This window comes from Paenibacillus sp. RC334 (assembly GCF_030034735.1).
GTDB classification, from domain to species: domain Bacteria; phylum Bacillota; class Bacilli; order Paenibacillales; family Paenibacillaceae; genus Paenibacillus; species Paenibacillus terrae_A.
Genome location: NZ_CP125370.1, coordinates 1,579,236 through 1,602,494, shown reverse-complemented (window position 1 = coordinate 1,602,494; position 23,259 = coordinate 1,579,236). Strand labels below are relative to the sequence as shown.

Sequence of the window (23,259 nt, the reverse complement as noted above, 5' to 3'; positions counted from 1 at the left end):
ACCCAAAATTATCATTTGTTCAGCTTTTCCTTTGCCAAGGCAAGAGCACCGCACAATCCGGCATTGTCTCCCAAGCCTGGGGCCACGATATATTGATCAATTTCTGTAGTCAGACTCCGATGCTGTACGTATCCGTTCAACAGTTTTTGAAGCTCGGCGCGAACGAGTGGGAACAGTTGCTCCTGCTTCATCACTCCGCCGCCCATAATAATTTTTTGCGGTGAAAGAATCAATACATAGCTCATCAAAGCCTGTGCCAAATAATAAGCTTCCATCTCCCATGCCGGGTGATCCACAGAAAGCTCATGGCCTTTGACCTTCCATCTTTTTTCAAGTGCAGGACCCGCAGCCAGCCCTTCCAGACAATCTCCGTGATAAGGACATGTCCCTTCATAGGTATCTTCCGGATGACGACGCACCAGAATATGGCCCATTTCAGGATGGGACAGTCCATGAATCAGCTTTCCACCGACCTGAGCACCCGCTCCGATACCTGTACCTATCGTAATATAGAGACAGCTATCCAGTCCCTTAGCCGCCCCCCAGATGGATTCGCCCAATGCTGCACCGTTCACATCCGTGTCAAATCCCATAGGTACGTCAAAATGCTCTTTCAGTTTGCCGATCAGGTTATAATTGCCCCAATGCGGCTTTGGCGTTGTTGTAATATAGCCATATGTATCACTGCCTTCGATAGGATCAATCGGCCCAAACGACCCTACACCCAGCGCTTCAATGCCCTTCCCTTCAAAAAATGCAACGACATTCGCCATCGTTTCTGCTGGCGTGGCTGTCGGAAAGCTCGCGCGTTCCAGCACCTCTCCCTGTTCGTTGCCAATTCCACATACAAATTTGGTACCGCCTGCCTCAATTGCTCCCAATACTGTCATAGCTGCTGTTGTCCCCTCTCAGTCATGATCCTATTCTCTCTACCCTATATTCGCCTGAAACGTATCCAAGGTCAATCCCCTTAAAAGGACACTAACGCACAAGCGCCAGCATCCTCATATGTGTAATGAGAGCTCCGGGTTGTACTTGTGAAGCCAAGCTGGCTTCGTTATGATCCAGTTGCCACACCCATTAACGTACACAAGCTTTTCATTTCAAGCTCCTCAAACTTGTCTACAATTTGTACATGATCCAGTGTCAGCAGACAGCTGTCCAGTTCGCATGCTACAGGTACACCACAGTGAATTTCAGCCAACTTACGTGACAAATGCAGCATATCCAGATCACTCTCAATCTTTTTGCGCACCGCCGGCGTCAATTGATCCAGATTCTCCAGAATACCTTCAATGGAGTCATATTCCTGTACCAGCTTGAGTGCCGTCTTCTCACCAATGCCTCGTACTCCCGGGTAATTGTCGCTTGCATCCCCCATTAGGCCCTTGAGGTCCACGACTTGGCGAGGTTTGAGTCCTTTTTCAGACAGCAGCGTTTCCGGGGTATACACCATATAATTGCCGTGGCCTTTTTTCATAATAATGACCCGTGTCCGCTCATCCACCAATTGGAGTAAATCGTGATCTCCGGAGAGAATCATTACATCCATGTCCTCAGTCTGCGTATAAAGGCGTGCCAGCGTACCGATACAATCATCCGCTTCAAAGCCTGCCGCTCCAATGTTAGGAATGCCGAGGCTGTCCGTCACTTCACGGATCAATGTAAATTGGGGAATCAAATCATCTGGCGCGTCAGCCCGATTCCCCTTGTACGCAGCAAAATGCTCCCCGCGAAACGTCGTTCCTCCCATATCCCAGCAGCATACGACATGCGTTGGATTATATGTTTGTACCGCATCCCAAAAATATCGAATAAAACCATATATGGCGTTCGTTGGCACTCCGGCCTTTGTACGCCTTATATAACCGTTTGCAGCAGTTGCATAATAAGCGCGGAATAACAGAGCCATGCCGTCAACCAGCATTATGGATTGTTCTTTACGTTGTGTCACAGATTGTATTGCTCCCATTCATGATATTATTATTTAACCCCAACAGTATAACATATCACGGAGCCGAATTGGACGTTATTGAGCGCCCCATGCTTCCTCAAATGTTTCCTCTTTGAAGCCTACCGTTACTTTGTTCCCGTCTGTTACAATCGGGCGCTTGATCAATCTTCCATTCGAGGATAAAAGCGAGATTTGTTCTTCACGGCTCATGTCTGCCAACTTGTCCTTTAGCTTTAGATCCTTATAAGCCTCACCGCTCGTATTGAAAAACTTTTTCAGCTCCAGTCCACTTTTGCTGATTAAATCAGCTAATTCCTCCGGGCTGGGAGGTTGTTCAAAAATAGGAACCAATTCCGTTTCATGTTCCTTGCTTTGCAGCCATTTCACTGCATTGCGGCAAGTGCTGCATTTAGAGTACTGGTATACTTTCAACTGGCTCATTGTTATGCTAACCCTCCATTTTGATTTCTTAACAGCTCTTGCAACTTGGCCATATCGTCCGGCCAAGGAGCGCAAAACGTCAGCTGCTCTCCGGTCACAGGATGCACCAAGGACAGCTCTGAGGCATGCAATGCCTGTCGGGGCATCTGGGCATCCAGCTGATCATAGCGCTCACGTTGTGCAGCGTCATCAGGCGTATTTCGGTACATTTTATCTCCAATCAACGGACATCCGATAGAAGTCATGTGTACCCGGATTTGGTGCGTACGCCCGGATTCCAGCTTAATCCCGATGCGGCTCCCCTCATTCCAGGCTTCCTCCAGCTTATACAGTGTAAGGGCCGGATAACCATCAGGGGTCACCATGCGCAAATGTGGATCATCCGGATTACGGTCAATCGGCCCATCCACCCTGCCTGTCTGTGGATCAGGGCAACCGTGCACCAGGGCAGTGTAACGCTTATCCACCGTTCCCATAATCATTTGCTCTGAAATATGCTGGTGTACATATGGATTTTTAGCCACCACAAGAACGCCAGTCGTCTCCTGATCCAGACGATGAACGGGGCGAAACCGGAACAGCTCACCTTTGGCCTGCCAATAATGCACAATCCCATTAGCCAGTGTTCCCGTGTAATGACCGTGAGTAGGATGGACAATCATACCCGCCGCCTTGTTGACAACCAATAAATGCTCATCCTCAAACAAAATGTCAAAAGGAATCGGTTCAGGCAAAATATCATCAGAACGCTCTCGCTCCATACGAATTTCCACCCGATCCCCGGACTGTACCTTTACACTGATATACACTCGTGTTCCGTTCAGCATAATGCCTTGTTCCGTCAGCTTGAGTTTGGATATCAGCTTGCGTGAAACATTCATACGTTTTTGCAAAATGGTCTTCAACAGCATTCCCTCCTCCTCAGGAGGGATCGTATACACGATAGGTTCATAGTACAAGCTCATCACAAATTCCCGGTTGCCTCCTTATTTGCGGAACACTTTTTTGCTGCGCACATATTCGACATCCGGCACCCCTTGACGTACATTCGCGGTGCGGGCCACGACGAAGAAATAATCGGACAGACGGTTCAAATACCGACGTACCGCAGGATTGATTTCCGTATGCTTGCCCAGTGTGACAGCACGACGTTCCGCTCGGCGGCAAACCGTACGACAAACATGAAGCGCTGAGGACAACGTGCTGCCTCCCGGAATAATAAAACGCTCGACCTTCGGATTTTCCTCCTGACATGCATCAATCCAGCCTTCCAGCCGCTCTGCCAGCTCATCCTTCACCTTGTATTTGCTTTCGTTGATTTTGACAAACGCCAAATCCGAACCGCAATCAAACAGTTCCTGCTGTACTTCCTCCAATTGGGTCCGAATATCTGCAAACTTTTCCCCTTCGGCAAAGCTGATCGCTTGACCTACAAAGCTGTTCAGTTCGTCAATCGTACCGTATGCCTCCACACGGTCATCATCCTTGGCCACCCGACCGCCGATCACCGAGGTTTGTCCCTCATCACCTGTTCTTGTATAAATCCCCATGGTATCTCATCCCCTCTATCATTCCGTCAGTGCTTTTAATACCTTAATGGCTTCTTCCTTATTACTCGTACGCGGTGGCACGGTAGCAAATAATGTTTTGGAGTTATATTTTACATCCTTGAACATCTTCATCTGCTCCACCGGAATCCCGAACAAATGAGTTTCCTTGATCATATCTGTTCCTTTTTCCCCCTGCTCCTTCTCCTTAAATACGCCGCCCTCGAACACACCCCGAGCATACGTTTTCTTGTCAAAAGCATCGTCTAAAGGCAAATTCGAACCATTCTGTCCATACAACTTCATATCCTCTTCCGGCAAAATAAACAGGTCGTTTTCCCCGGCCGCATATTCAACGACCAGTTTCTGCTGGTTATACAATGGGCTAACTGCAAGCTCGATGGTTGGAGCCTGTTCGCCCAGTTTATCCTTAAGCTTTTGCGCCAGCTCATCACGAATAATTGAAGCATCCCCTTGCTTATCCATGATAAAAATGGTGAAACTGTCCTTGTCCCGCCCCCCGCATCCCGCCAACAGCACGAGTGCCAGCATTCCGATAATCCATGGCGACAGCCTTTTCAGCCCTGCTCTCATATGTACGCCCCCTCTTCCATGCCACTAATATATCATAAGTTGTGAACGCAAAAAAAGAAGGCCCTGCGGCCTTCTCTATACGTACGGCTTGGCTTCACACGGTTACACCTTGCATTCCGTACCGTACAGCTTCATGTATTCGTTAATTTTCAAATCGAGCTTGCAACTGATCTCAATGACAAGATCAGAGGTGAAGGACTTCTCTTCCTGAAACGTCCGCATCATCTCATTGCGCAGGAACAAAATTTCATCTTCCAGGGAAATGTCGTATCCTATTGAACCCGATGAATTATATCCAACATATGACATGATCATTCCTCCTGCAATTGAAAAATTGAACTTCCTGCTTTCGATTTTACATTATAGCATATAAATTTAGAAATAAAATACTTTTTTCTATGAATTACCCATAAAAAAATAATTTTAACCTTCTTTTCTTACTTTTTCTACAAAATGACCAATACGATCCAATGCTTCTGTCAGTTGAGACACAGAGGTCGCATATGAGCAACGAAGGTATCCTTCGCCCCCCAAACCGAATACGTTCCCCGGCACCGCCGCAACCTTGGCCTCTGCCAAAAGACGCTGCGCAAACTCATCCGAGCTCAGCCCTGTGCTTTGAATACTTGGGAAAACATAAAAAGCCCCTCTCGGTTCGTGGCATTCCAGACCAATTTCCCGGAACCCCTCAACCATCAGACGGCGACGCTGATTGTAAGCTTCCACCATGCGATCCTTCTCGCCCAAACCATTGCGTAGACCCTCAAGAGCCGCAACCTGACCCATCGAAGGCGCACACATCACGGTATACTGGTGGATTTTAAGCATAGCGGCAATTAAATCAGGGTGCCCGCATGTATATCCAATACGCCAGCCCGTCATGGCGAAGGCTTTGGAAAAACCGCTGACGAGAATGGTACGATCCATCATGCCTGGCATAGCCGCGAAGCTAACATGCTTCTCACCATAGTTCAACTCTGCATAAATTTCATCAGAAATGACGATCAAATCATGCTTTTCTACAACTTTCGCAATCGGAAGCCAATCCTCATAGGTCATGGTCGCCCCGGTTGGATTGCTCGGATAGCATAATATCAGCACTTTGGATTTAGGTGTGATTTTAGCCTCCAGCGCCTCTGCTGTCAGCTTGAATTCATCCTTGGCGAAGGTTTCAATCCCTACGGGAATACCGCCGCCAATCGAAGTGATCGGAGAATACGAAATGTAGCATGGCTCAGGAACCAGAATTTCGTCGCCAGGTACAATTAACGCACGCAAAGCCAGGTCAATCGCTTCGCTGCCGCCCACCGTCACGATGATTTCACTTTTTGGATCATAGCGGACTGCAAATTGCTCATCCAGATATTCACTAATCGCCTCACGCAGTTCAGGCGTCCCCGCGTTGGAAGTATAGCTGGTAAAACCCCGCTCCAATGAGTAGACGCAGGCTTCCCGCATATGCCAAGGGGTTGTAAAATCCGGTTCGCCTACCCCCAGAGTAATAATATCCTTGTTGCCGCCCACCAGATCAAAAAACTTACGAATGCCCGAGGATGGAATCTCGCGCACCAATGGAGACAAATACGAGCTCATGGCTTTGTTACTGTCAGTCAATGCTTCAGGTTTGATATTCATCATGATCTTCCTTTACGGCGAAATCATCAGACGATTATCTTCCTGATGATCTTCGAAGATAATTCCGTCCTGTTTGTATTTTTTGAGCGTAAAATTGGTCTTGGTAGACAGGACCGAATCAATAGGCGACAGCTTTTCCGACACAAAGTTCGCTACCTCGCGAAGATTGCGTCCTTCTACTTCCACTAACAAGTCGTATGCACCAGACATGAGATATACCGATTTAACTTGTGGATACAAATAAATCCGTTCAGCGATGCCTTCAAATCCTCTTCCCCGCTCCGGTGTAATTTGCACCTCAATTAAAGCAGTAACCTTTTCGTCGTCAACTTTATCCCAATTAACCACAGCGGCGTATTTGACGATCACATGCTGGTCTTCAAGCTCTTTAATCGCGGTACATACATCCTGTTCGGCAACTCCCAGCAAGGTAGCAAGCAGAGTCGGCGTCCTTCTTGCATCTTCTTTTAACAATTCCAGCACTTTTAATTTCAAATCATTCAGTTCTGTCATTCTACATAAGGCCTCCATCAAAAGAGATTACTATACATCATACAATACGTGCTTTAAACCTGCAAAGAAAAACCGCCCGCCCCGGTGAACCCGGCAGACGGACGGCTTGTTATGAGAAAAAGCTTCAAAAGCGGAGTGCCCCGTTTACATATAGTAAGGGTTGTTTTGGTGAGAAGGCTGGCCCTGTTGATGCATAGGCTGGCTATACACTCCCGCGGAGGACGATTTTTGCTGAATGAACTGCTGGCATTCCTGTTGGGTTTTTCGGGCTTCCTGAATCTGTTTGTCCAAATCGGTGCGCAACGCTTTGGTCGTGGTGGAGTACATGTTGTTCTGACTCATCAAACGGTACAAATCACCTTGCAGACGCAGTGTATCGCTCGTAAGGTCGGTGAAAAGCTGGCGCACAGACGGACAATTGGATTCAGTTGTCGCCGTTGTATATTCTCCCACAGTGCGTTTCATATCGGCAAGAATGGTATAGAGCAAATCTTCTTCGGGCATAAATGACGTATTGTTCTGTGAAAACATCGTGATATTACCTCCTTTGTTGGTTAATCCATAGTTACTGCTGCGGTTGCATAGGGGCAATCTGCTGGTGCTGTTGAAGGGCATTTGAAAGCAGATTCAGGTGGTGCTCATGAGTTCTCGCGAATTGCAGACAAGCTTGCTGAATGGCAGGATGCTGAACGGATGCTGCCGTTGCCGCACATTGCTTGAGCAGCAGTTCTTCATTGGAAATGGAGTCCACGATGTACTCCAGTTCTTTGCCAGTCAAAGGTTGCATGTTCGTAGATTGCATGGTCTGTGCCTCCTTAAATGTTTTGTTGCACGCTGGTTAGCTTGTCCGTTTGGCGGAATTATATGTATATGTGAAGAGGAGCGGAGTTTATCGAAATTTGACGATTTAGTGAAGTACGGTTCCTGAGGAGGACGCTACGCGATCCATTTGATCTTACGATCGCTGTTGCCTCGGGATTCTTTGGATTTTATAAAATATTTAGAGGTAAGAATTCCATGGCAAAGGCGAACGCTGTCGCTTCTTCAGATTCAAATGAATCGCTTCGCTGCTTTTGGCGGAAACGCCCACCACTAAGGCGCGCCAAAGATTTCGATAAGACTCCCCTTTGGGGTGGGAAGTGAAGGGTATTAAAATATGAGAAGCCTGATGGCTTCTCGGAACTACTTTAAATAACTACACACACATTGGATATTGCTTATAGGGAGTGTTTTGTTATGGATTTGATTAGTGGGAATACGTATTGGCCTAGCACCCTGGAGCACAAACTGGATTTTCCTTCTTTAACAGAAGATTTGACTTGTGATGTGCTTATCGTCGGGGGTGGGATGGGTGGGTCAATCTGTGCCCGACTGCTGGGAGAACGACAGGTGGATACAGTGGTCATTGACAAGCGTAAGCTGGCGCACGGAAGTTCTTCGGCCAATACCGGATTGCTGCAATATAGCAATGATAAGACGCTGACTTCTTTTATCAACACTTTTGGCGAAGCTAATGGGGTGCTGTTTTATCGGATGTGCAAGGATGCTCTGGATCAGTTGGAAAAGCTGGCCAGCACAGTGGACATCGACCCGTCCTTTATCCGGCGCAGCAGCCTATATTATGCGAGTACGCCGGAGGATGTGTCGGTGCTCCAAAACGAGTTCGAACAGCTAATCCGCTTTGGATTCCCAGTGGAATATTGGGATGAGCAACAGGTGGCTGCACGTTTTCCTTTTCGAAAACCGGCTGCGCTGTATACACATGAAGATGCAGAGGTAAATCCGTTTCGTTTTGCACAGGGACTCCTGCAATCTGCCAGCCGTCTTGGTGTACACTTATATGAGCATACCGAAGCGAAGCATTTTGAATTTGGTGACAATGAGGTCGTTTGTCATACCAGCGGTGGAACCATTCGGGCGAAAAAGGTTATTTTTGCGGCAGGCTATGAAACGCAGGAAATTAAAAAGGATCGTGGAGCCATACTGGAAAGCTCTTATGCGATTGCTACCCAGCCGGTTGGAGATTCAGCCATGTGGCATGAGCAATGTCTAATCTGGGAAACCGCCCGTCCTTATCTGTATATACGCTCCACTACGGATGGACGCGTGATTATCGGGGGGCTGGATGAGCCTGTACTCGACCCGAGACAGCGTGAAGTCAGGCTGCTGCACCAACAGAAAAAGCTGCTGCAAGCATTACAGAAGCATTTTCCCGATATACCCTTCAAGATTGATTACGCGTGGGCAGCCGTCTTTGGCTCCTCCCATGATGGCTTACCGTATATTGGCCCGCACCCGCGCTTTCCGAACTGCTACTTTTTGGAGGGCTACGGGGGAAACGGCACAGTCACCAGCATGATGGCTGCACAGCTGTTGGCTGATGAACTGACGGGCACACACCGACCTGAGATAGAGTTTTTTTCACTAACACGTACCACCAAGCCTTCACCCGAAATAACGGAGCCGCTGGCTTAATAAATACGAAACACGAAAGAGCCTCCCATTCCCATTTTCGTGGGTTTGGAGGCTCTTTTTGAATATATATTTTAAGCTACTCGGTTTGCCTGTGCCAGCGTCGTGCCTTGGAATGAGACTTGTTCTGCTTCGTTGTTTGCTCCTTCTTTAGCACATTGCGCATAAATACCCATCCCGCCACGGGCATTAACGCAAGCCCAATCAACAGCCAGATCATGGCTATAGGTGCCTTGCTCATACTCAACACACCCAGAAAGATAAGCATTCCGGTCAATCGACCTACCATCAAACACAACTCGCGCAGTACGACCAGTTCCACCCTCTGATTAACATCCTCTTCGCTCACGCCCATCAGGTCAAAGCTCGCAGAAATCATCGGGATTAAATATAACGGCAAAAACAAGGCGGTCCCGATGCCCATAATCAACAGCATGCTATACTCCATACGCCACAGTAACGGCAAAAGTACAATCACCAGCAGCACGGCCCCCAACAGCATGCCAACCGAGCGATATTGTGGTTTGAGCCATTTGCCGACAGCCCAAAAGCTGAAAAATGAAACTGCGGATGTAATAAGTGAAAACTGCGCCAGCTTCCACTCCTGCTGAGTAGCGACATACACAAGCAGCGTAATCAGAAATGCAAAAACTCCTTCACGAATACCCTGTGTAACAAGCGACAACGACAATGGCCGCCACATACTTCCTTTTTGCGACAAACGTTGCTTGGACTCCTGCCAATTGTAACTTCCTGTCGTCTTACGCTTGTGAAGAAAGAAACTCAGCACTACCCCTACCACATAAAGTGCCAGAGAGATACTAAATATCACGCGATATCCCGCATCATCCTCCATACGGGCAATAATCCAGCCGGACAGCAAGGGACCGACAATACCTGAAAACGAACCCAGCAGACCGACCCAGCCATTAAAATGATCCCGGCTTCCCTGATCTGTGACTTCGAAAAAAATCACATTAAAAGCCAGCCAAAACAAACCCAACGCTGCACCCAATAGCATCCCTAAAGGCCATATGTAGTTTACAGCCTGCGATCCCGTATATAAAACCACCAGATAAAATAACCCGGACAATGCGGTCCCTACGCGCAGAGCATTCATTTTGTTATGCTCCTTGACCCATTTTCCAGCTACCCAAACCATGATTCCCAGCGCAATTTGCTGGCTGACATTAAACCAGCCAATCATCGCGTAATCCTGCCTGCTTTTCCACAGATATACGTTAAGAAAAGTACCTGACAGAGCTGCCGCAAACACAAACAATCCATTCAGGCTTAGCAGCAGAATGGATTGTCCGTTCAGGTTTGATTTCAATGTAGTTCCCCCTAACCGAAAATCACCATTCAGCTCCTTTTATCTCAGCTTGCTTCAGAGCTTCTTCGGTTTAAGATGCCCGAGTTCAACTTGGGCTTATCCGGGGGAATATAATTTAATTGTTGGAAATACCACTCAGCTTCTCTAACAAGCGCAATCGGTCATCCTCTGACAACGTCTGCTGAACATGGAAGCAGCTTGGACATACATATACATTTAAGACAAACGGCAAATCCAGAACAGGTCTGCCAAGCGCAGGAGACATCGACGGTACAAAGCCTTCTCCGGTCACGGTTTGCGAACCTGCATGCAGCATGTATTCACCGCATTGGGAACATTCGAGAACCTCATCTTGTCTGTCGAGTATTTGTTCAGCGCCTTGTTCATAAGCCATCAGATCCGCACCGCTTTCTTCGAATTTTTGCAGGGTATGCAGCACAGGCAGCTTGTGAAGCTCGTTGTCCTGTAACAGTGGAGCGTCAGCCGGCTTTTCAACTACGGCTTCATCCTCTGCTTCATATAAAATATCCTGCTCATCATCATCCCCAAGCTGAATGCTTAACGTACGATAGCCCTTTAGGTCTTCCTTCACAGGGGAAAGCGCTGCTTGACCCACAGAGGTCGCATCATCATGGCTATGGTCGTGGTCATGTGCAAGAGTATGCATGTGTTCACTTTCTCCATGTCGGTGCTCATCCGTATGCCCATCAACATGTGCAGAATCAGACTCCGTTTCATCTTCATCATCGGTGATATCCGAATACCCTTTCAGGTCATTATGGCAATAAGGGCACTCTTCTTCAGGTCCCAATTCTTCATCCCAAATAATTTCCATGTTACACCATGGACAAATAGTCATTTCCAAGCTTCATCATCCTTCCGTTCCAAGCGTATACCAAGCTCTAGTATACAGGATGTGTCAAGTTACACTGGCACCAATCACATAAGATAACGATATCGAGATAATCATGGAGAACAAGCCGACAGCGCGGTTGTCCTCCTTAATTTCCTGATCGATTGAAAATACCGGTGTCAGAAACTCAAACAGAAAGTACGCCGCAAGCAGTAGTAAAAAGCCAACGAACGACCAAACCATCGTATCGTACACGCTGGATTTGGCCTCCATCGCAAAGCGGAGCACGTTGCAAATGCCAAACATTTTCCCGCCCGTAGCCATCGCTACCGAAATATTGCCGCGTTTGATCTCTTCCCAGCATTTATACCGGGTTACCAGCTCAAAGCAAGACAAAAATACAATCAGCTCCAGCACCGCCACCGAGAAATAGCCCAGCATCATTCCTAACGGATGTGACAGCAATTCATCAATCGCCATCTTCACTTTGTCCCTCCCGTTCTACAAAGCGTTCCCGGCCGGAGCCGGTAACCCGTAGCTCATTCCAATTCAGCAACCGTCACGCCTGTGCCGCCTTCATTGTAATTTCCGATACGGTAGCTTTTCACATGCTTATGCTTGCGAAGGTACTCCTGAATACCGGTCCGAAGAACCCCTGTACCTTTGCCATGAATAATGTGTACCTGCCCCAGATTGGCCAGAAATGCTTCATCCATGAAGCGATCTACCTCCATCAGTGCTTCCTCTACGTTCGCACCACGCAGATCAAGCTCGTTTCGCACATTATCATCCCGTGTTCGCTTAATGCCGGTTACTGGTTTCTGGGCTCTAGGTGTAGTTGTTTGGGCGGGTTGCAGCAGCTCCAGATCGTCCAGACTGACCTTCATTTTCATGATGCCCAACTGCACCACGGCTTCCTTGCTGCCAGACAGTTCCACCACATGGCCTTTTTTATTCAGGCTGTGAACGGATACCTCATCACCCGCTACGATAGAGCGAGTACGTGTAGCCGCCGGGCGCTTGACTGCGCTTTTCATACGCTGTTTCGGTTCCGCTTCATCCAGCTCTTTGCGGGCTGCAATCAGCCTATGTTCCTTAACAGAAGCCCCTTCTTCCTGAGCCAACTTACGCAGATCAGCAATGATTATCTCCGCTTCACTGCGAGCTTTGTCCACGAGACTTCTCGCTTCGTCCGCAGCTTTCTCCAGCAAACGCTCCCGCTGTGCTTCCAGCTTTTCCAGTTCATTCTGGTGACGTGTGCGCAGTTCTTCCATTTCACCTCGCAATTGTTCCGCCTTTTCCCGCTCTTGCTCGGCTGTCAAACGGTTCTGTTCCAGTGACGCAATCATGTGCTCTACGCGCTGATCTTCTTCCGTCACCTCACCACGTGCATAATCCAAAATACGGCCCGGCAATCCCAAGCGCTCAGCAATGGCAAAAGCGTTACTTCGACCGGGTACACCTACAAGAAGACGGTATGTCGGGCTTAATGTAGCAACATCGAACTCCATGCTCGCATTAATGATTCCTTTGCGCTCATAGGCATAGGCCTTCAATTCACTGTAGTGAGTCGTCGCAACCATACGGCAACCCAAAGCATGCATATGCTCCAGAATGGATACAGCCAAAGCCGAGCCTTCCGCAGGATCGGTTCCTGCACCTACCTCATCAAGCAACACAAGGCTTTTCGGCGTCATATTTTTCAGAATGCTGATAATATTGGTCATATGACTGGAAAAAGTACTCAAGTTTTGCTCAATACTTTGCTCGTCACCAATATCTGCATAGATGGCATCAAATACGCACAATTGGCTTTCGTCCTCTACAGGCACAAAAAGTCCAGACATCGCCATCAGACTAAGCAAGCCGATGGTTTTCAGCGTAACGGTTTTCCCCCCAGTATTCGGTCCGGTTACGATAATGGAAGTGTACGAATTGCCCAGCTCCACATCAATCGGAACGACCTGCTCCAACGGAATAAGAGGGTGTCTGCCTTTTTTCAGCTTCAAGTAACCACGATCATTCATCAATGGCAAGGTTGCCTTCATCTCACGAGCAAGACGCGCTTTGGCAAAAATAAAATCAAGCGTCCCCAAAACATCTACATCATATAGCAGCATATCCGCTTGTTCTGCGACAAGTGCAGTCAGCTTTTGTAAAATCACTTCGATTTCGCGTTCTTCTCTCAACCGTGTTTCCCGCAGCTTGTTGTTCATGGCCACGATGGATTCAGGCTCGATAAACAGCGTTGCCCCGGACCCGGATTGATCATGCACAATTCCGCCAAAATAAGAACGATACTCGGCTTTAACCGGAATTACAAAACGGTCTCCACGGATCGTAATCAACTGATCCTGAAGCATTTTGGATACGGTGGAGGAACGAATCATGGAATCCAGCTTTTCCCGAATACGCACTTCACCCGAGCGCAGCTCTCTGCGGATCTGTGAAAGCTCTGTACTGGCAGAATCCAGCACCTCTGCATTTTCGTCGATACAGCCTTTAATCGAGTTTTCCAGACCTCTCTGTTCTGAAAGCTGTTCACTCCAATACAGCAGTGTTTCCACTGGATTTTCCTCATTCAAGCTTGCCACGTACACCTGTACACGGCGTGCTGCCTGGACTGTTGTCCGAATGCCAAGCAGCTCTTGCGGACTCAGTGTTCCGCCGATACGTGCGCGCTTGACCGCTGGAGTAATATCCACAACTCCGTTAAAAGAGGGTACTCCTTTAAGTCGATCGGCAGCATAGGCCTCATCCGTGCCTTTCAGCAATTTCTTGATATGTTCCAAATCATCGCTGGGCTGTAGCCGCTGGGCTGTCTGCTGACCAATCGCCGTTTGAGCATAGTGACTTAGTTTATTTAAAATTTTTTGATATTCTAGGGTTTTGAAAATTTTAGAGTCCAACTTCACTACTCCTTTCACTTATATCTATATTATAACGAAAGCCGCGCACTTACGCTATTTGCCAACTCCGTTTTACACATAAGAAAGCCCTTCATGCCACACAATAACCTTTGTATAACCCTGTACATTCAAAAAACAAAGGAGGTTATTCCGTGAGCATTCTCGGGCACATTGTGCGTTTCATCGTCGCCGCTTTGGTTCTGATGGTCGTAAGCTGGATCGTTCCCGGCTTTAGTGTAGGCGGCTTTTGGAGCGCGCTGATCCTTGCCATTGTCATTGCCTTGATCGGTTACATCATTGAGGCTATGTTTGGCCGACGCGTTTCACCATTCGGACGCGGTATCGTAGGCTTCCTGGTGAGCGCTCTGGTTATCTGGATCGCTCAATATATCGTAACCAGTGTCAGTGTTTCCTTTTTGGGCGCATTGCTCGCTGCATTGGTTATCGGGATTATCGACCTGTTCATTCCGGTATCTACACCGTTTGAAGCTGGCCGCAAGAGCGAGAAATAATTTGGGGTCACATTCCCGACAAGGCTGTTCCACAGCAGATTTCTTCTGCCGCTGGACAGCCTTTTGTCATCCAAGAACCGAATAGGATACAGCATACAAATAATCCCCGGCGATAAGCAGCCGGGGATTGCATTACATTGCATTTATAATCCGTATCTACTGATCCTGTTCAATTAATTCAATCCACTCATTGTACTCGGATTGAAGCTTGGTATATTCTTCTTGCAATTGACGTAATTCCGTCGATATCTTCTCCGTATTTTCCCGATCCACATCCTGTTGAACCTGTAAAAGACGAAGCTGATGAGCCGCCAGCTCATACTTCTGACCGACTTCCTCCAGCTCGGACTGTAAAGCCATCCGTTCCTGATCTACAGATTGCTGTTCAGCCTTCGCCGCCTCGGCAGCTTCAACGGCCAGACGAATTTCCTCTTGAAGCTGTTCCTTTTGTTCAACAGTTACGGCTATTTCTCGTTCCCACGAGGCGAATTCTTTCTTACGGGCAGCATCTTCGGCTTCCAAACGTTCCGCTTCGGCCTTCAACTGCTCATATTTAAGCTGCCATTCCAGTGATTCTTCTTCGGCGCGCTCCAGTTCCCTCCGCCGTTCGCTATCTTCACGCTGGAGCTGCTTGATATTCTGTCCCAGTTGCTCTGCCCGGCTCTTCATGCTTCCATACTGCTCCTGAAGCGTTTTGTAAGCCTTTGTTCCCTCTTGCTCACGCAGGATTGCCTTCTCCAGCTCATCCTGAGCGCGAATCAGCTCAGGTGAAAGTTCCTTGATTCTCGCTTCCAACTGCAACAGACGTTGCTGCTGTGCAGCAAATTTATGGTTTACAGCTTCAACCTCAGCCACGGCATGCTGTAATTGCTCCTGTACAGTATCCTTCTGTTCACGTACTTCCAATATCGAAAGCTCCAGCTCATCTACTGCGAGCTGGCGTTCCTCTGCAAGCTTCTTCCAAGATTTCTCGCTTTCGCCCAGTGTGGCCAACTCACTTTGCAGTTTGCGGGAGGACACATGCGCCTGCTCCAGCAACTTCTGCATCCGGCGCTGTTCTTCCTCCAGCTTGGCCGCTTGCTGCTGCGTTGCCTTGGCTTCCGCTGCCAATTCATCGTAACGGCTTTGCAGCTCTTCACGCGCAAGCGTATCCGCCTGCTCGCGTTCTGTCGCAGCCTGTCGCTGCGTTTCTAGCATAGACTCCAGCTCGGACTGCTGTTGCTTCAATGCTGCAACCTGCTCTTGCGCCTCTCCCAGACGGGAAGACAGCTCTGTACTACCTGCTTGTACCTGCTCCAATTGCTCTTGAAGCTCCTCGATCCGAATTTCCTGCTCCAGTGCAGCTTCCTCGGCCCGTTTCTCCGCTTCCTGATGCTGGAGCTTTTCTTCATTCAACGCCAGTTCCGCCTGTTTACGCTCCTGCTCCAACTGCTCCTTTAGCCCGGACCACTTGCCCTGCCATTCGGTGACCTTCCGGCTATGCTCCTGCTGCAAAGCAGAACGCAGCTTGTCCAGCTCTGTACGCTGACGCTCCTGATGAGCCTTTTCCGCAGCCGACAGCTTGGCTTCCGCCTGCTTGACCGCTTCGGCCAGCTCCTTCTTGGTTTGCTCCTCCATCTGGCGGATACGGGCATTTGCCGCCTCCTGCTGCTCTTTCAGCTTACGGGAAGCTTCCTGACGGGACTCCTCCAATTGACGTTCAGCCTGCTTTTGTCCATTTTCGAGTTCTGCCGCTTTTTTCTCCTGCTGTTCCAGCTTCGCCTTTAATTCGGCAATTTCCCTGGCTGATGTGGATTCGGTCTCCTTCCATTTTTTCAGAACCGTTTCCTTCTCTTCCTTCAATTGGGCAAAAGACTGCTGCATATCCGTATTTTTTTGCTGCTGTTCTCCAAGAGCCGTCTGGAGTTGAGCCAGTTCGCCCCGAAGCTCCGCCCGCTCCCCGGCCAACCGGTTCATATGGCTCTGAATTTCCTGAATTTGTACAGCTTCTTCTGCCATATGAACCGCAGCCAGTACGGCAATTCGGGGCATATCAAGACGCGAATGAGCCTGAGAAATGCTATGCATGCGCTCATCCACGTAATTGGCAACCTGCTTCATATAATCGGTATTACTGCCGACGAGTTTATAAGAAGTACCGTAGATCTCTACAGTGACGCGAGTACGATCTGGTGTAGTCACAATTAAGCCCTCCTTCAATACTACTGTATGTTGATTCTAAGTTGTGTCCGGTACTATGGTAACCCGCCCTTCGTGAAGCGTTCAACCCCATTAGTCCGGCTTCCCCGCAGCGGGTGAATATCAGAGTAGAGAGCTTCAATGATGATAGGCCAAAAAGCCGTATCGAACCTCTGTCACTAAGATTCGATACGGCTCCCCGCATTTCCTGCTACTTTCTCAATTCCGCTCCAAAAGTTTGTTCCAGAGACGTAACGACAGGAATATGTGCCGCATTAATCTCTTCATCCGTCAACGTATGCTCCCAGTGACGGTAGGTCAGGGAGATAGCTACGCTCTTCTTGTCTTCGCCAAGCTTGCTGCCTGTAAATACATCAAACACCCGTGCATCCTGCAATAGCTCTCCGCCAGCCGCATGAATCACACGCAGCAGTTCGCCTGCTTCTACGTCCTTATCCACCACGAGGGCAATGTCGCGTTCCACGGACGGGAAGCGAGCCAGCTCTCTGAACTGAATGTGACTGTTGGCGTGTTCGATCACCTGTTGCAACGCAATTTCCGCTACATACGTATCATTCAGCCCATAAGACTGTTGCAGCTCCGGATGGATCTGCCCGATGGTGCCGATTCGTTGGGAGGTTCCATTCACATCCAGCCATACGGAGGCAGAACGTCCCGGATGATAGCTTTGCGGCTGGTCAGCCACATAACGGATGCTTGCACCCAATCCGAAATAGTCAAATACCGTTTCCAGCGCGCCTTTAATATCAAAGAAATCAACCTTCTCAGCACCGATATTCCATTGTTTTTCACGGCGTACGCCAGTCAGCAGCAGACTGAGCACTTGAATTTCCTGCGGCTGGCGGGTCAACGTTTGTTCCCCGGTATAAAATACAGTTCCTATTTCGAAAATCGCCAGATTTTCCTGCTTCCGGTTCATGTTATACACTGCTGTATCCAGCATTTGCGGAATAATACTCGTACGCAGCACACTGCGGTCTTCGCTCATAGGCATCGCCAAACGTACAGGATGGCTTCCCTCTGTCAGCGCATTAAACAAACCTGCACTTTCCGGATGCACAAACGAGTAACTGATCGTCTCTTGCCAGCCGCCATGGGCCAGCAATTTACGCAGCGAACGGCGCAGTGATTGCGATGCCGTCAAAGCACCTGGCGTCGTTGGTCCTTCAATCGGCGTCGTCGGAATATTGTCATAGCCATACAGACGGGCCACCTCTTCAATCAAATCCACATCCATGGAAATATCTCCGCGCCGTGTAGGCACTTCCACTTCCAACACACCTTGCTCCACGTCACCGCATCCGAAATGAAGCTTGCCGAAAATCGTCTTCACCTCAAGCAGCGACAATTCTGTTCCCAAATACCGGTTCACTTTATCCAGCGACAACTTGATAATCCGGCTTTCGGCCTTCGCAGAAACAGCTTCCACGATGCCTTGATGCACAGTGCCTCCTGCATAACGCTGAATCAGCGCAGCCGCACGGTTCACCGCAGGTACAACAGCACCCGGATCAACCTCTTTTTCAAAACGCAGGCTTGCTTCGGAACGAAGTCCAAGCTGACGGGACGTTTTGCGAACCGTACCGCCGTCAAACTTCGCGGATTCCAGCGCAATGCTGACCGTCGTATCCGTAACTTCGGAATTCGCTCCGCCCATCACCCCTGCCAACGCAATTGGCTTTACGCCGTCTGTAATCAGCAGCATATGCGGCTCCAGCTTCCGCTCCTGATCGTCCAGCGTAACCAATGCTTCGCCTGCACGAGCGAGACGCACTTCAATGTTGCCACTTTCCAGCTTATCCGCATCAAAAGCATGCAACGGCTGACCGTATTCCAGCATGACATAGTTCGTAATATCCACGATGTTGTTGATCGGACGAACTCCCGCCGCCATCAGGCGGTTTTGAATCCACAGTGGAGAGGCCCCCACTTTCACACCCGTGATATAGCGAGCCGCATAGTGCGTACACAGTTCAGGTATATCCACCTTTACCGACAGATGATCTGCCGCCACATCGCTGATTTCCACCAAATCCTTAGCCGGGTCAGCCAGCGAAATGTCACGCCCCAGAATCGCGCTCACTTCATAAGCCGCTCCATGCATACTCAAGCAATCCGAACGGTTTGGTGTCAGATCAAAATCCAGCACCTGATCATCCAGCGCCAGCAGCTTCGTAATCGGCGTACCGATTTCAGCATCCTCAGGCAGCACCAGAATACCTTCCTGCAACTCTTTGGGCAACAGCTTGTCATTCATACCCAGTTCCTTAGCCGAGCAGATCATGCCCATGGATACGACACCGCGCAGCTTGGCCTTTTTAATCTGAAAATCTCCCGGCAGCTTCGCGCCCACGACGGCAACAGGAACCTTTTGCCCTGCATCCACATTTTTGGCGCCACACACGATTTGCAGATCTTCCTCTTGTCCCGCATCGACGATACACACATTCAGCTTATCCGCATCAGGGTGCTTTTCCTTGCTTTTGACATAGCCGACCACGACGCCAGTAATCCCTTTGTTGCGATGTTCGACCTCATCAATTTCAATGCCCGAACGGGTGATTTTCTCTGCCAGATCCTCCGCGCTCACCTGATCCAGCGATACATACTCGGATAGCCAATCGAATGATACTTTCATATGGGTTCACTTCCCTTCATATAGTTGTTTATTGACGCGTAAACTGCTTCAAGAATGACAGGTCGCTGTTATAAAAATGACGAATATCGTCAATTCCGTATTTCAAAATGGCAATCCGTTCTACACCCATACCGAATGCAAAGCCGCTATATACCTCGGGATCAAAACCGCCCATTTCCAGCACTTTCGGATGCACCATGCCACAGCCCAAAATTTCGATCCATACGCGCTCGCCATTTTTCTTTACAAAAGTCACGTCCACCTCGGCACTCGGCTCTGTAAACGGAAAGAAGCTTGGACGCAGACGGATTTCGGTCGATTCCCCGAACATTTCGCGTGCGAATTGCAGCAAGGTTCCTTTCAGATCACTCATGCGAATGTCTTTTCCAATCACAAGCCCTTCAATTTGGTGGAATTGGAAAGAATGCGTAGCATCGTCATCATCACGTCGGAAAACCGTACCCGGACAAATGACCTTAATCGGCGTTTCGCCCTTCATCGCCTCCATTGCGCGAATCTGAACGGGTGACGTATGGGTACGCATCAACAGATCCTCGGTCAGATAAAACGAATCCTGCATATCCCGCGCCGGGTGATTTTTAGGCAGGTTCAACGCTTCAAAGTTATAATAATCCGTCTCAGCCTGTGGACCTTCTGCAACCCGGTAGCCCATACCTGTAAAAATATCCTCGATCTGCTCAATTACTTTGTTGAGTGGATGCAATCCACCTTGCGGCATTGTGCGTCCAGGTAGTGTAACGTCGATCTTTTCCGCTTGCAGACGCTCATTCGTCTCCGCTTTCGTGAACTCATCCTGTTTACGGTTGACGACTTCTTCAATCGCCTCGCGCACTTCATTGGCTACTTGTCCGACAACTGGACGTTCTTCCGCGCTCAGCTTGCCCATACCGCGCAAAATTTCAGTCAGCGCACCCTTTTTACCCGAATATTTGACCCGCAGATCAGCTAGCTCTTTGGGCGTTGCCACCTTCTCCAATACTTCCAATGCTTCTTCCTTCAAGGCCAGCAAATGTTCCTTCATTTGGATGGTTTCGCTCATCGCCTGTTCAGTCCCCTTTCTTCATATCCAGTTTTTCAGACAACAAAAAAAGGTCCTTTCTCCCGGTAAGGGACGAAAAGACCGTGGTACCACCCTCGTTAGACAATCCTGCTCAGCCCACCCCGCGCTTTGCCTTTCGACAATATCTGCCTCTCGGCAACACAGGTGTTTATCCATGCTATGCAATCATGATCTCGCTCTGCACGTTGTAACGGTCGTGAACCGGTATCCCCTACTTGCCCACTTGCCATCTACAGATGGCATACGAGGTTCAAGGAACTGCTCCGGAGCGAACTTCAACAGCCCTGTTCTGCAGAAACGCTCTCAATCCTACGGCGCTTCCTCCCTGTTCAATCGGACACTGCCTACTCTTCTCCATCAAGACATTTTCAAATTTCGAACTATTGTCCATTATTATATGCAAACCCTAGCGCTTTGGCAAGCCGGGCATACGGTTTTACCCATTCTGACGCAGCCGTTTAATCCGACTGATCCAGTTTGGCACGAATACGCCTGATTTCTGACAGCAGTTCCTCATTTTCATCGTCCGGCCCCGTCGTACCCATCAGCTCCGTAAGACGCAACTGTAATCGCAGACGCTCCTCACGCTGTTCCTGATCCTCTGGTTCCTGTTGACGGTTCCGCTGTTCTTCCTGCTTTTCGTCGGCTGTCCCTTCATAGATTTCATAGGTGCCTCCAGGCTGCATATCAAGCAAACGGGTTGCCGTCCGTCGCACCAGCTCTCGGTCATGTGAGACAAGCACCAGCGCCCCATCGTAACTGCGCAAAGACTCCTCCACGATTTCACGGGTTTCAATGTCAAAATAATTGGTTGGCTCATCCAGCACCAGCAGGTTGGCTCCACTAAAGTACAAACGTAGAAAGGCCACTCTGCATTTCTCACCCATACTGAGCGTCCCGATCCTCTTGAACACATCTTCTCTGGCAAAAAGAAAGCATCCCAGCACCGTTCTCGCTTCCGTCTGCGTCATGGTGGGGAGCGCAAGCAAGCTGTCCAGCAATGTCTGATCCTTTGGAAGCTGCTCCAGCTCCTGTGAGAAATATCCGATTTTTAGCTGTGGATTCGCTGTGATCTTTCCCTTATACGGCTCCAACTGTCCTGTTAACAGCCGCAGCAGCGTTGTTTTGCCAATTCCATTCGAACCCCGAACAGCCAGACGATCGCCACGAGCAATGTTCAGGTTGAGATCCTGCACAATGGTATTATGGTCGTCGTAGCTAAAATAGACATGCTCGGCACGCAGCAAATATTTGGCCTGAAATCTGCTGTCACTTAATTTCATATGCAGAGACGCGGCTTCACGCGGCTGCTCAACCCGATTGGCCTCCAGCCGTTCCAACTCCTTCTCCTTCGCATGATAACGGGAAATATTTTTATTAGCCTTGGCCTTATAAAAGCTTTGCGTAACGGCCATTTCCACATTGGAAGCTGCCCGGTGCGCCTGATGGAACCATTCCCGATAACTTCGGATCGTCTCCTCCAACGCCTGCCGTGCCAGCTCCTGCTTCCGGTAGTTGGCTTCCTGCTCCCGCAGCTCCCTTTCCTTTTGCTCCTTATATTCCGTATAGCCGCCCTTATAGCGCCGAATGCCCGTTGACGTCAGCTCGCAAATACCTGTAGCTACTCGATCCAAAAAGGCTCTGTCATGCGATACAAACAACAACGTCCCATGATATGTGGACAGCCACTGCTCCAGCCAGAGCAAACTTTCGGCATCCAGATGGTTGGTCGGTTCATCCAGCACCAGCAGCTTCGGCTGTCTGACCATCAATCCGGCTAACCGTACTCTGGTCTTCTGCCCTCCGCTCAGGTCACCATAGGAAATAGGCCACGTCTCAGCAGGCATCCCCATCCGGGTCAGCGCCTTTTCCACTTCGGACTCCCACGCAAAACCTTGCAGCCGCTCGTACTCATCCATCAGCTCGCCGTATTGCTCCAGCCGACGCTCTGCTTCCTCTCCCCTATGGGCAATTTCAGCCTCCAGTTGCTTCAGCGTCGTCTTCACTCGCCAATGCTCAGGACTGGCCTGCTGTGCCGCCTCCAGTGCAGTTCGCGCGGATTGAATGGTATCCTGCTGCTTCATCCAGCCCCGCTCCTCCAGCGGCAATTCATGCTCTAACTTACCTGAAGTCGGCGCCTCGTCGCCCAACAGTATCCGCAATAGCGTCGTTTTGCCTGCTCCATTTCTTCCGAACAGGGCGAGCCGCTCCCCCTCCGTCACATCCATGGACACATTCTCAAACAAAGACGTCCCGTTCCAATCCTTTATGACATCTCGAATACGCAAAATGGTTCTCATATGGTAATCATCCTTTCCCTGTCCGGTTTTCATCACCGGAAGCAATAAAAAAAGCCGCAGAAGGCTGCGGCTTGCTTACAAGGAATATAGAATGACTGCTATGAATCGTTTCAGAACATACGTTTATAAGAAAGAGAACCGTAAACGGAAAAAAGCATAATCCCGTTCCGGAGCAAACGTATACGTCCCAAACCTCATTTTCAGACACACTTCTCCCGTTGCAGCATACAGCCGCCTGCCACTAACTGTGCAGTTTATGGGGAAAATCGGTGTGCTTA

At 49.2% G+C, this 23,259-nt stretch carries 21 protein-coding genes; 2 read left to right on the top strand and 19 right to left on the bottom strand.

Annotated elements, in window-relative coordinates:
- Positions 1-11: 11 nt before the first annotated feature.
- From QMK20_RS07565 to QMK20_RS07515, 11 genes are all read right to left on the bottom strand, one after another.
- Positions 12-890, bottom strand: coding sequence for an ROK family protein (locus QMK20_RS07565; protein WP_283655236.1), 879 nt, complete (start codon positions 888-890; stop codon positions 12-14).
- Between the two features lie 167 nt (positions 891-1,057).
- A complete protein-coding gene (locus QMK20_RS07560) occupies positions 1,058-1,954 on the bottom strand; it encodes a 5'-3' exonuclease (protein ID WP_283655235.1) in 897 nt (298 codons plus the stop codon).
- A gap of 75 nt (positions 1,955-2,029) precedes the next feature.
- Positions 2,030-2,395 carry an arsenate reductase family protein gene (locus QMK20_RS07555; protein ID WP_283655234.1) on the bottom strand — a complete coding sequence of 122 codons (366 nt, stop codon included), beginning with the start codon at positions 2,393-2,395 and terminating at the stop codon, positions 2,030-2,032.
- Between the two features lie 2 nt (positions 2,396-2,397).
- A complete protein-coding gene (locus tag QMK20_RS07550) occupies positions 2,398-3,360 on the bottom strand; it encodes an RluA family pseudouridine synthase (RefSeq protein WP_283656227.1) in 963 nt (320 codons plus the stop codon).
- 21 nt (positions 3,361-3,381) lie between these two features.
- On the bottom strand, positions 3,382-3,945 hold the full coding sequence (locus QMK20_RS07545) for a cob(I)yrinic acid a,c-diamide adenosyltransferase (RefSeq protein WP_283655233.1): 564 nt from the start codon (positions 3,943-3,945) through the stop codon (positions 3,382-3,384).
- Positions 3,946-3,963: 18 nt separating this feature from the next.
- Positions 3,964-4,536, bottom strand: a complete 573-nt coding sequence (locus tag QMK20_RS07540) for a hypothetical protein (RefSeq protein WP_283655232.1) — start codon at positions 4,534-4,536, stop codon at positions 3,964-3,966.
- Between the two features lie 102 nt (positions 4,537-4,638).
- Positions 4,639-4,845, bottom strand: a complete 207-nt coding sequence (locus QMK20_RS07535) for an aspartyl-phosphate phosphatase Spo0E family protein (protein WP_044646649.1) — start codon at positions 4,843-4,845, stop codon at positions 4,639-4,641.
- A 114-nt stretch (positions 4,846-4,959) separates the two neighbouring features.
- Positions 4,960-6,171, bottom strand: a complete 1,212-nt coding sequence (locus tag QMK20_RS07530; protein WP_283656226.1) for an aminotransferase class I/II-fold pyridoxal phosphate-dependent enzyme — start codon at positions 6,169-6,171, stop codon at positions 4,960-4,962.
- Positions 6,172-6,183: 12 nt separating this feature from the next.
- On the bottom strand, positions 6,184-6,684 hold the full coding sequence (locus QMK20_RS07525) for an Lrp/AsnC family transcriptional regulator (RefSeq protein WP_014280586.1): 501 nt from the start codon (positions 6,682-6,684) through the stop codon (positions 6,184-6,186).
- Positions 6,685-6,828: 144 nt separating this feature from the next.
- Entirely contained in the window at positions 6,829-7,215 is a 387-nt protein-coding gene (locus tag QMK20_RS07520; RefSeq protein WP_014280585.1) for a spore coat protein, read from the bottom strand.
- Positions 7,216-7,249: 34 nt separating this feature from the next.
- Positions 7,250-7,486, bottom strand: coding sequence for a hypothetical protein (locus QMK20_RS07515; protein ID WP_044646651.1), 237 nt, complete (start codon positions 7,484-7,486; stop codon positions 7,250-7,252).
- Between the two features lie 434 nt (positions 7,487-7,920).
- On the opposite strand from QMK20_RS07515, the gene QMK20_RS07510 reads away from it, so the two are divergent.
- Complete coding sequence (locus tag QMK20_RS07510) at positions 7,921-9,159, top strand: NAD(P)/FAD-dependent oxidoreductase (protein WP_283655231.1); 1,239 nt, start codon at positions 7,921-7,923, stop codon at positions 9,157-9,159.
- Positions 9,160-9,235: 76 nt separating this feature from the next.
- On the opposite strand, the gene QMK20_RS07505 is transcribed toward QMK20_RS07510, so the two are convergent.
- The 4 genes from QMK20_RS07505 to QMK20_RS07490 form a co-directional block, all read right to left on the bottom strand.
- Complete coding sequence (locus QMK20_RS07505; protein WP_283655230.1) at positions 9,236-10,489, bottom strand: MFS transporter; 1,254 nt, start codon at positions 10,487-10,489, stop codon at positions 9,236-9,238.
- A 115-nt stretch (positions 10,490-10,604) separates the two neighbouring features.
- Positions 10,605-11,354 carry a hypothetical protein gene (locus tag QMK20_RS07500; RefSeq protein WP_283655229.1) on the bottom strand — a complete coding sequence of 250 codons (750 nt, stop codon included), beginning with the start codon at positions 11,352-11,354 and terminating at the stop codon, positions 10,605-10,607.
- Positions 11,355-11,408: 54 nt separating this feature from the next.
- A complete protein-coding gene (locus QMK20_RS07495) occupies positions 11,409-11,822 on the bottom strand; it encodes a DUF350 domain-containing protein (protein WP_283656225.1) in 414 nt (137 codons plus the stop codon).
- A 59-nt stretch (positions 11,823-11,881) separates the two neighbouring features.
- Complete coding sequence (locus QMK20_RS07490) at positions 11,882-14,251, bottom strand: endonuclease MutS2 (protein ID WP_283655228.1); 2,370 nt, start codon at positions 14,249-14,251, stop codon at positions 11,882-11,884.
- Positions 14,252-14,403: 152 nt separating this feature from the next.
- Here QMK20_RS07490 and QMK20_RS07485 point away from each other — a divergent pair, with 152 nt between their 5' ends.
- The gene (locus QMK20_RS07485) at positions 14,404-14,763 is read left to right on the top strand and encodes a phage holin family protein (RefSeq protein ID WP_044646656.1); all 360 of its coding nucleotides are present in this window, start codon (positions 14,404-14,406) and stop codon (positions 14,761-14,763) included.
- A 156-nt stretch (positions 14,764-14,919) separates the two neighbouring features.
- On the opposite strand, the gene QMK20_RS07480 is transcribed toward QMK20_RS07485, so the two are convergent.
- From QMK20_RS07480 to abc-f, 4 genes are all read right to left on the bottom strand, one after another.
- Entirely contained in the window at positions 14,920-16,944 is a 2,025-nt protein-coding gene (locus QMK20_RS07480; protein WP_283655227.1) for a cell division protein ZapA, read from the bottom strand.
- A 208-nt stretch (positions 16,945-17,152) separates the two neighbouring features.
- Positions 17,153-19,600 (bottom strand): phenylalanine--tRNA ligase subunit beta, encoded by a 2,448-nt coding sequence (pheT, locus tag QMK20_RS07475; protein ID WP_283655226.1) that lies wholly within the window; start codon positions 19,598-19,600, stop codon positions 17,153-17,155.
- Between the two features lie 28 nt (positions 19,601-19,628).
- Positions 19,629-20,660, bottom strand: coding sequence for a phenylalanine--tRNA ligase subunit alpha (pheS, locus tag QMK20_RS07470; protein WP_283655225.1), 1,032 nt, complete (start codon positions 20,658-20,660; stop codon positions 19,629-19,631).
- Positions 20,661-21,139: 479 nt separating this feature from the next.
- Positions 21,140-22,981, bottom strand: coding sequence for a ribosomal protection-like ABC-F family protein (gene abc-f / locus QMK20_RS07465; RefSeq protein ID WP_283655224.1), 1,842 nt, complete (start codon positions 22,979-22,981; stop codon positions 21,140-21,142).
- Positions 22,982-23,259 lie beyond the last annotated feature (278 nt).

Coding starts and splice junctions, on each gene's coding strand:
- QMK20_RS07565 (WP_283655236.1), bottom strand. CDS start 890: ATGACAGTATTGGGAGCAATTGAGGCAGGCGGTACCAAATTTGTATGT.
- QMK20_RS07530 (WP_283656226.1), bottom strand. CDS start 6,171: ATGAATATCAAACCTGAAGCATTGACTGACAGTAACAAAGCCATGAGC.
- QMK20_RS07545 (WP_283655233.1), bottom strand. CDS start 3,945: ATGGGGATTTATACAAGAACAGGTGATGAGGGACAAACCTCGGTGATC.
- pheT (WP_283655226.1), bottom strand. CDS start 19,600: ATGAAAGTATCATTCGATTGGCTATCCGAGTATGTATCGCTGGATCAG.
- QMK20_RS07495 (WP_283656225.1), bottom strand. CDS start 11,822: ATGGCGATTGATGAATTGCTGTCACATCCGTTAGGAATGATGCTGGGC.
- QMK20_RS07520 (WP_014280585.1), bottom strand. CDS start 7,215: ATGTTTTCACAGAACAATACGTCATTTATGCCCGAAGAAGATTTGCTC.
- QMK20_RS07540 (WP_283655232.1), bottom strand. CDS start 4,536: ATGAGAGCAGGGCTGAAAAGGCTGTCGCCATGGATTATCGGAATGCTG.
- QMK20_RS07535 (WP_044646649.1), bottom strand. CDS start 4,845: ATGTCATATGTTGGATATAATTCATCGGGTTCAATAGGATACGACATT.
- pheS (WP_283655225.1), bottom strand. CDS start 20,660: ATGAGCGAAACCATCCAAATGAAGGAACATTTGCTGGCCTTGAAGGAA.
- QMK20_RS07555 (WP_283655234.1), bottom strand. CDS start 2,395: ATGAGCCAGTTGAAAGTATACCAGTACTCTAAATGCAGCACTTGCCGC.
- QMK20_RS07510 (WP_283655231.1), top strand. CDS start 7,921: ATGGATTTGATTAGTGGGAATACGTATTGGCCTAGCACCCTGGAGCAC.
- QMK20_RS07525 (WP_014280586.1), bottom strand. CDS start 6,684: ATGACAGAACTGAATGATTTGAAATTAAAAGTGCTGGAATTGTTAAAA.
- abc-f (WP_283655224.1), bottom strand. CDS start 22,981: ATGAGAACCATTTTGCGTATTCGAGATGTCATAAAGGATTGGAACGGG.
- QMK20_RS07550 (WP_283656227.1), bottom strand. CDS start 3,360: ATGAGCTTGTACTATGAACCTATCGTGTATACGATCCCTCCTGAGGAG.
- QMK20_RS07515 (WP_044646651.1), bottom strand. CDS start 7,486: ATGCAATCTACGAACATGCAACCTTTGACTGGCAAAGAACTGGAGTAC.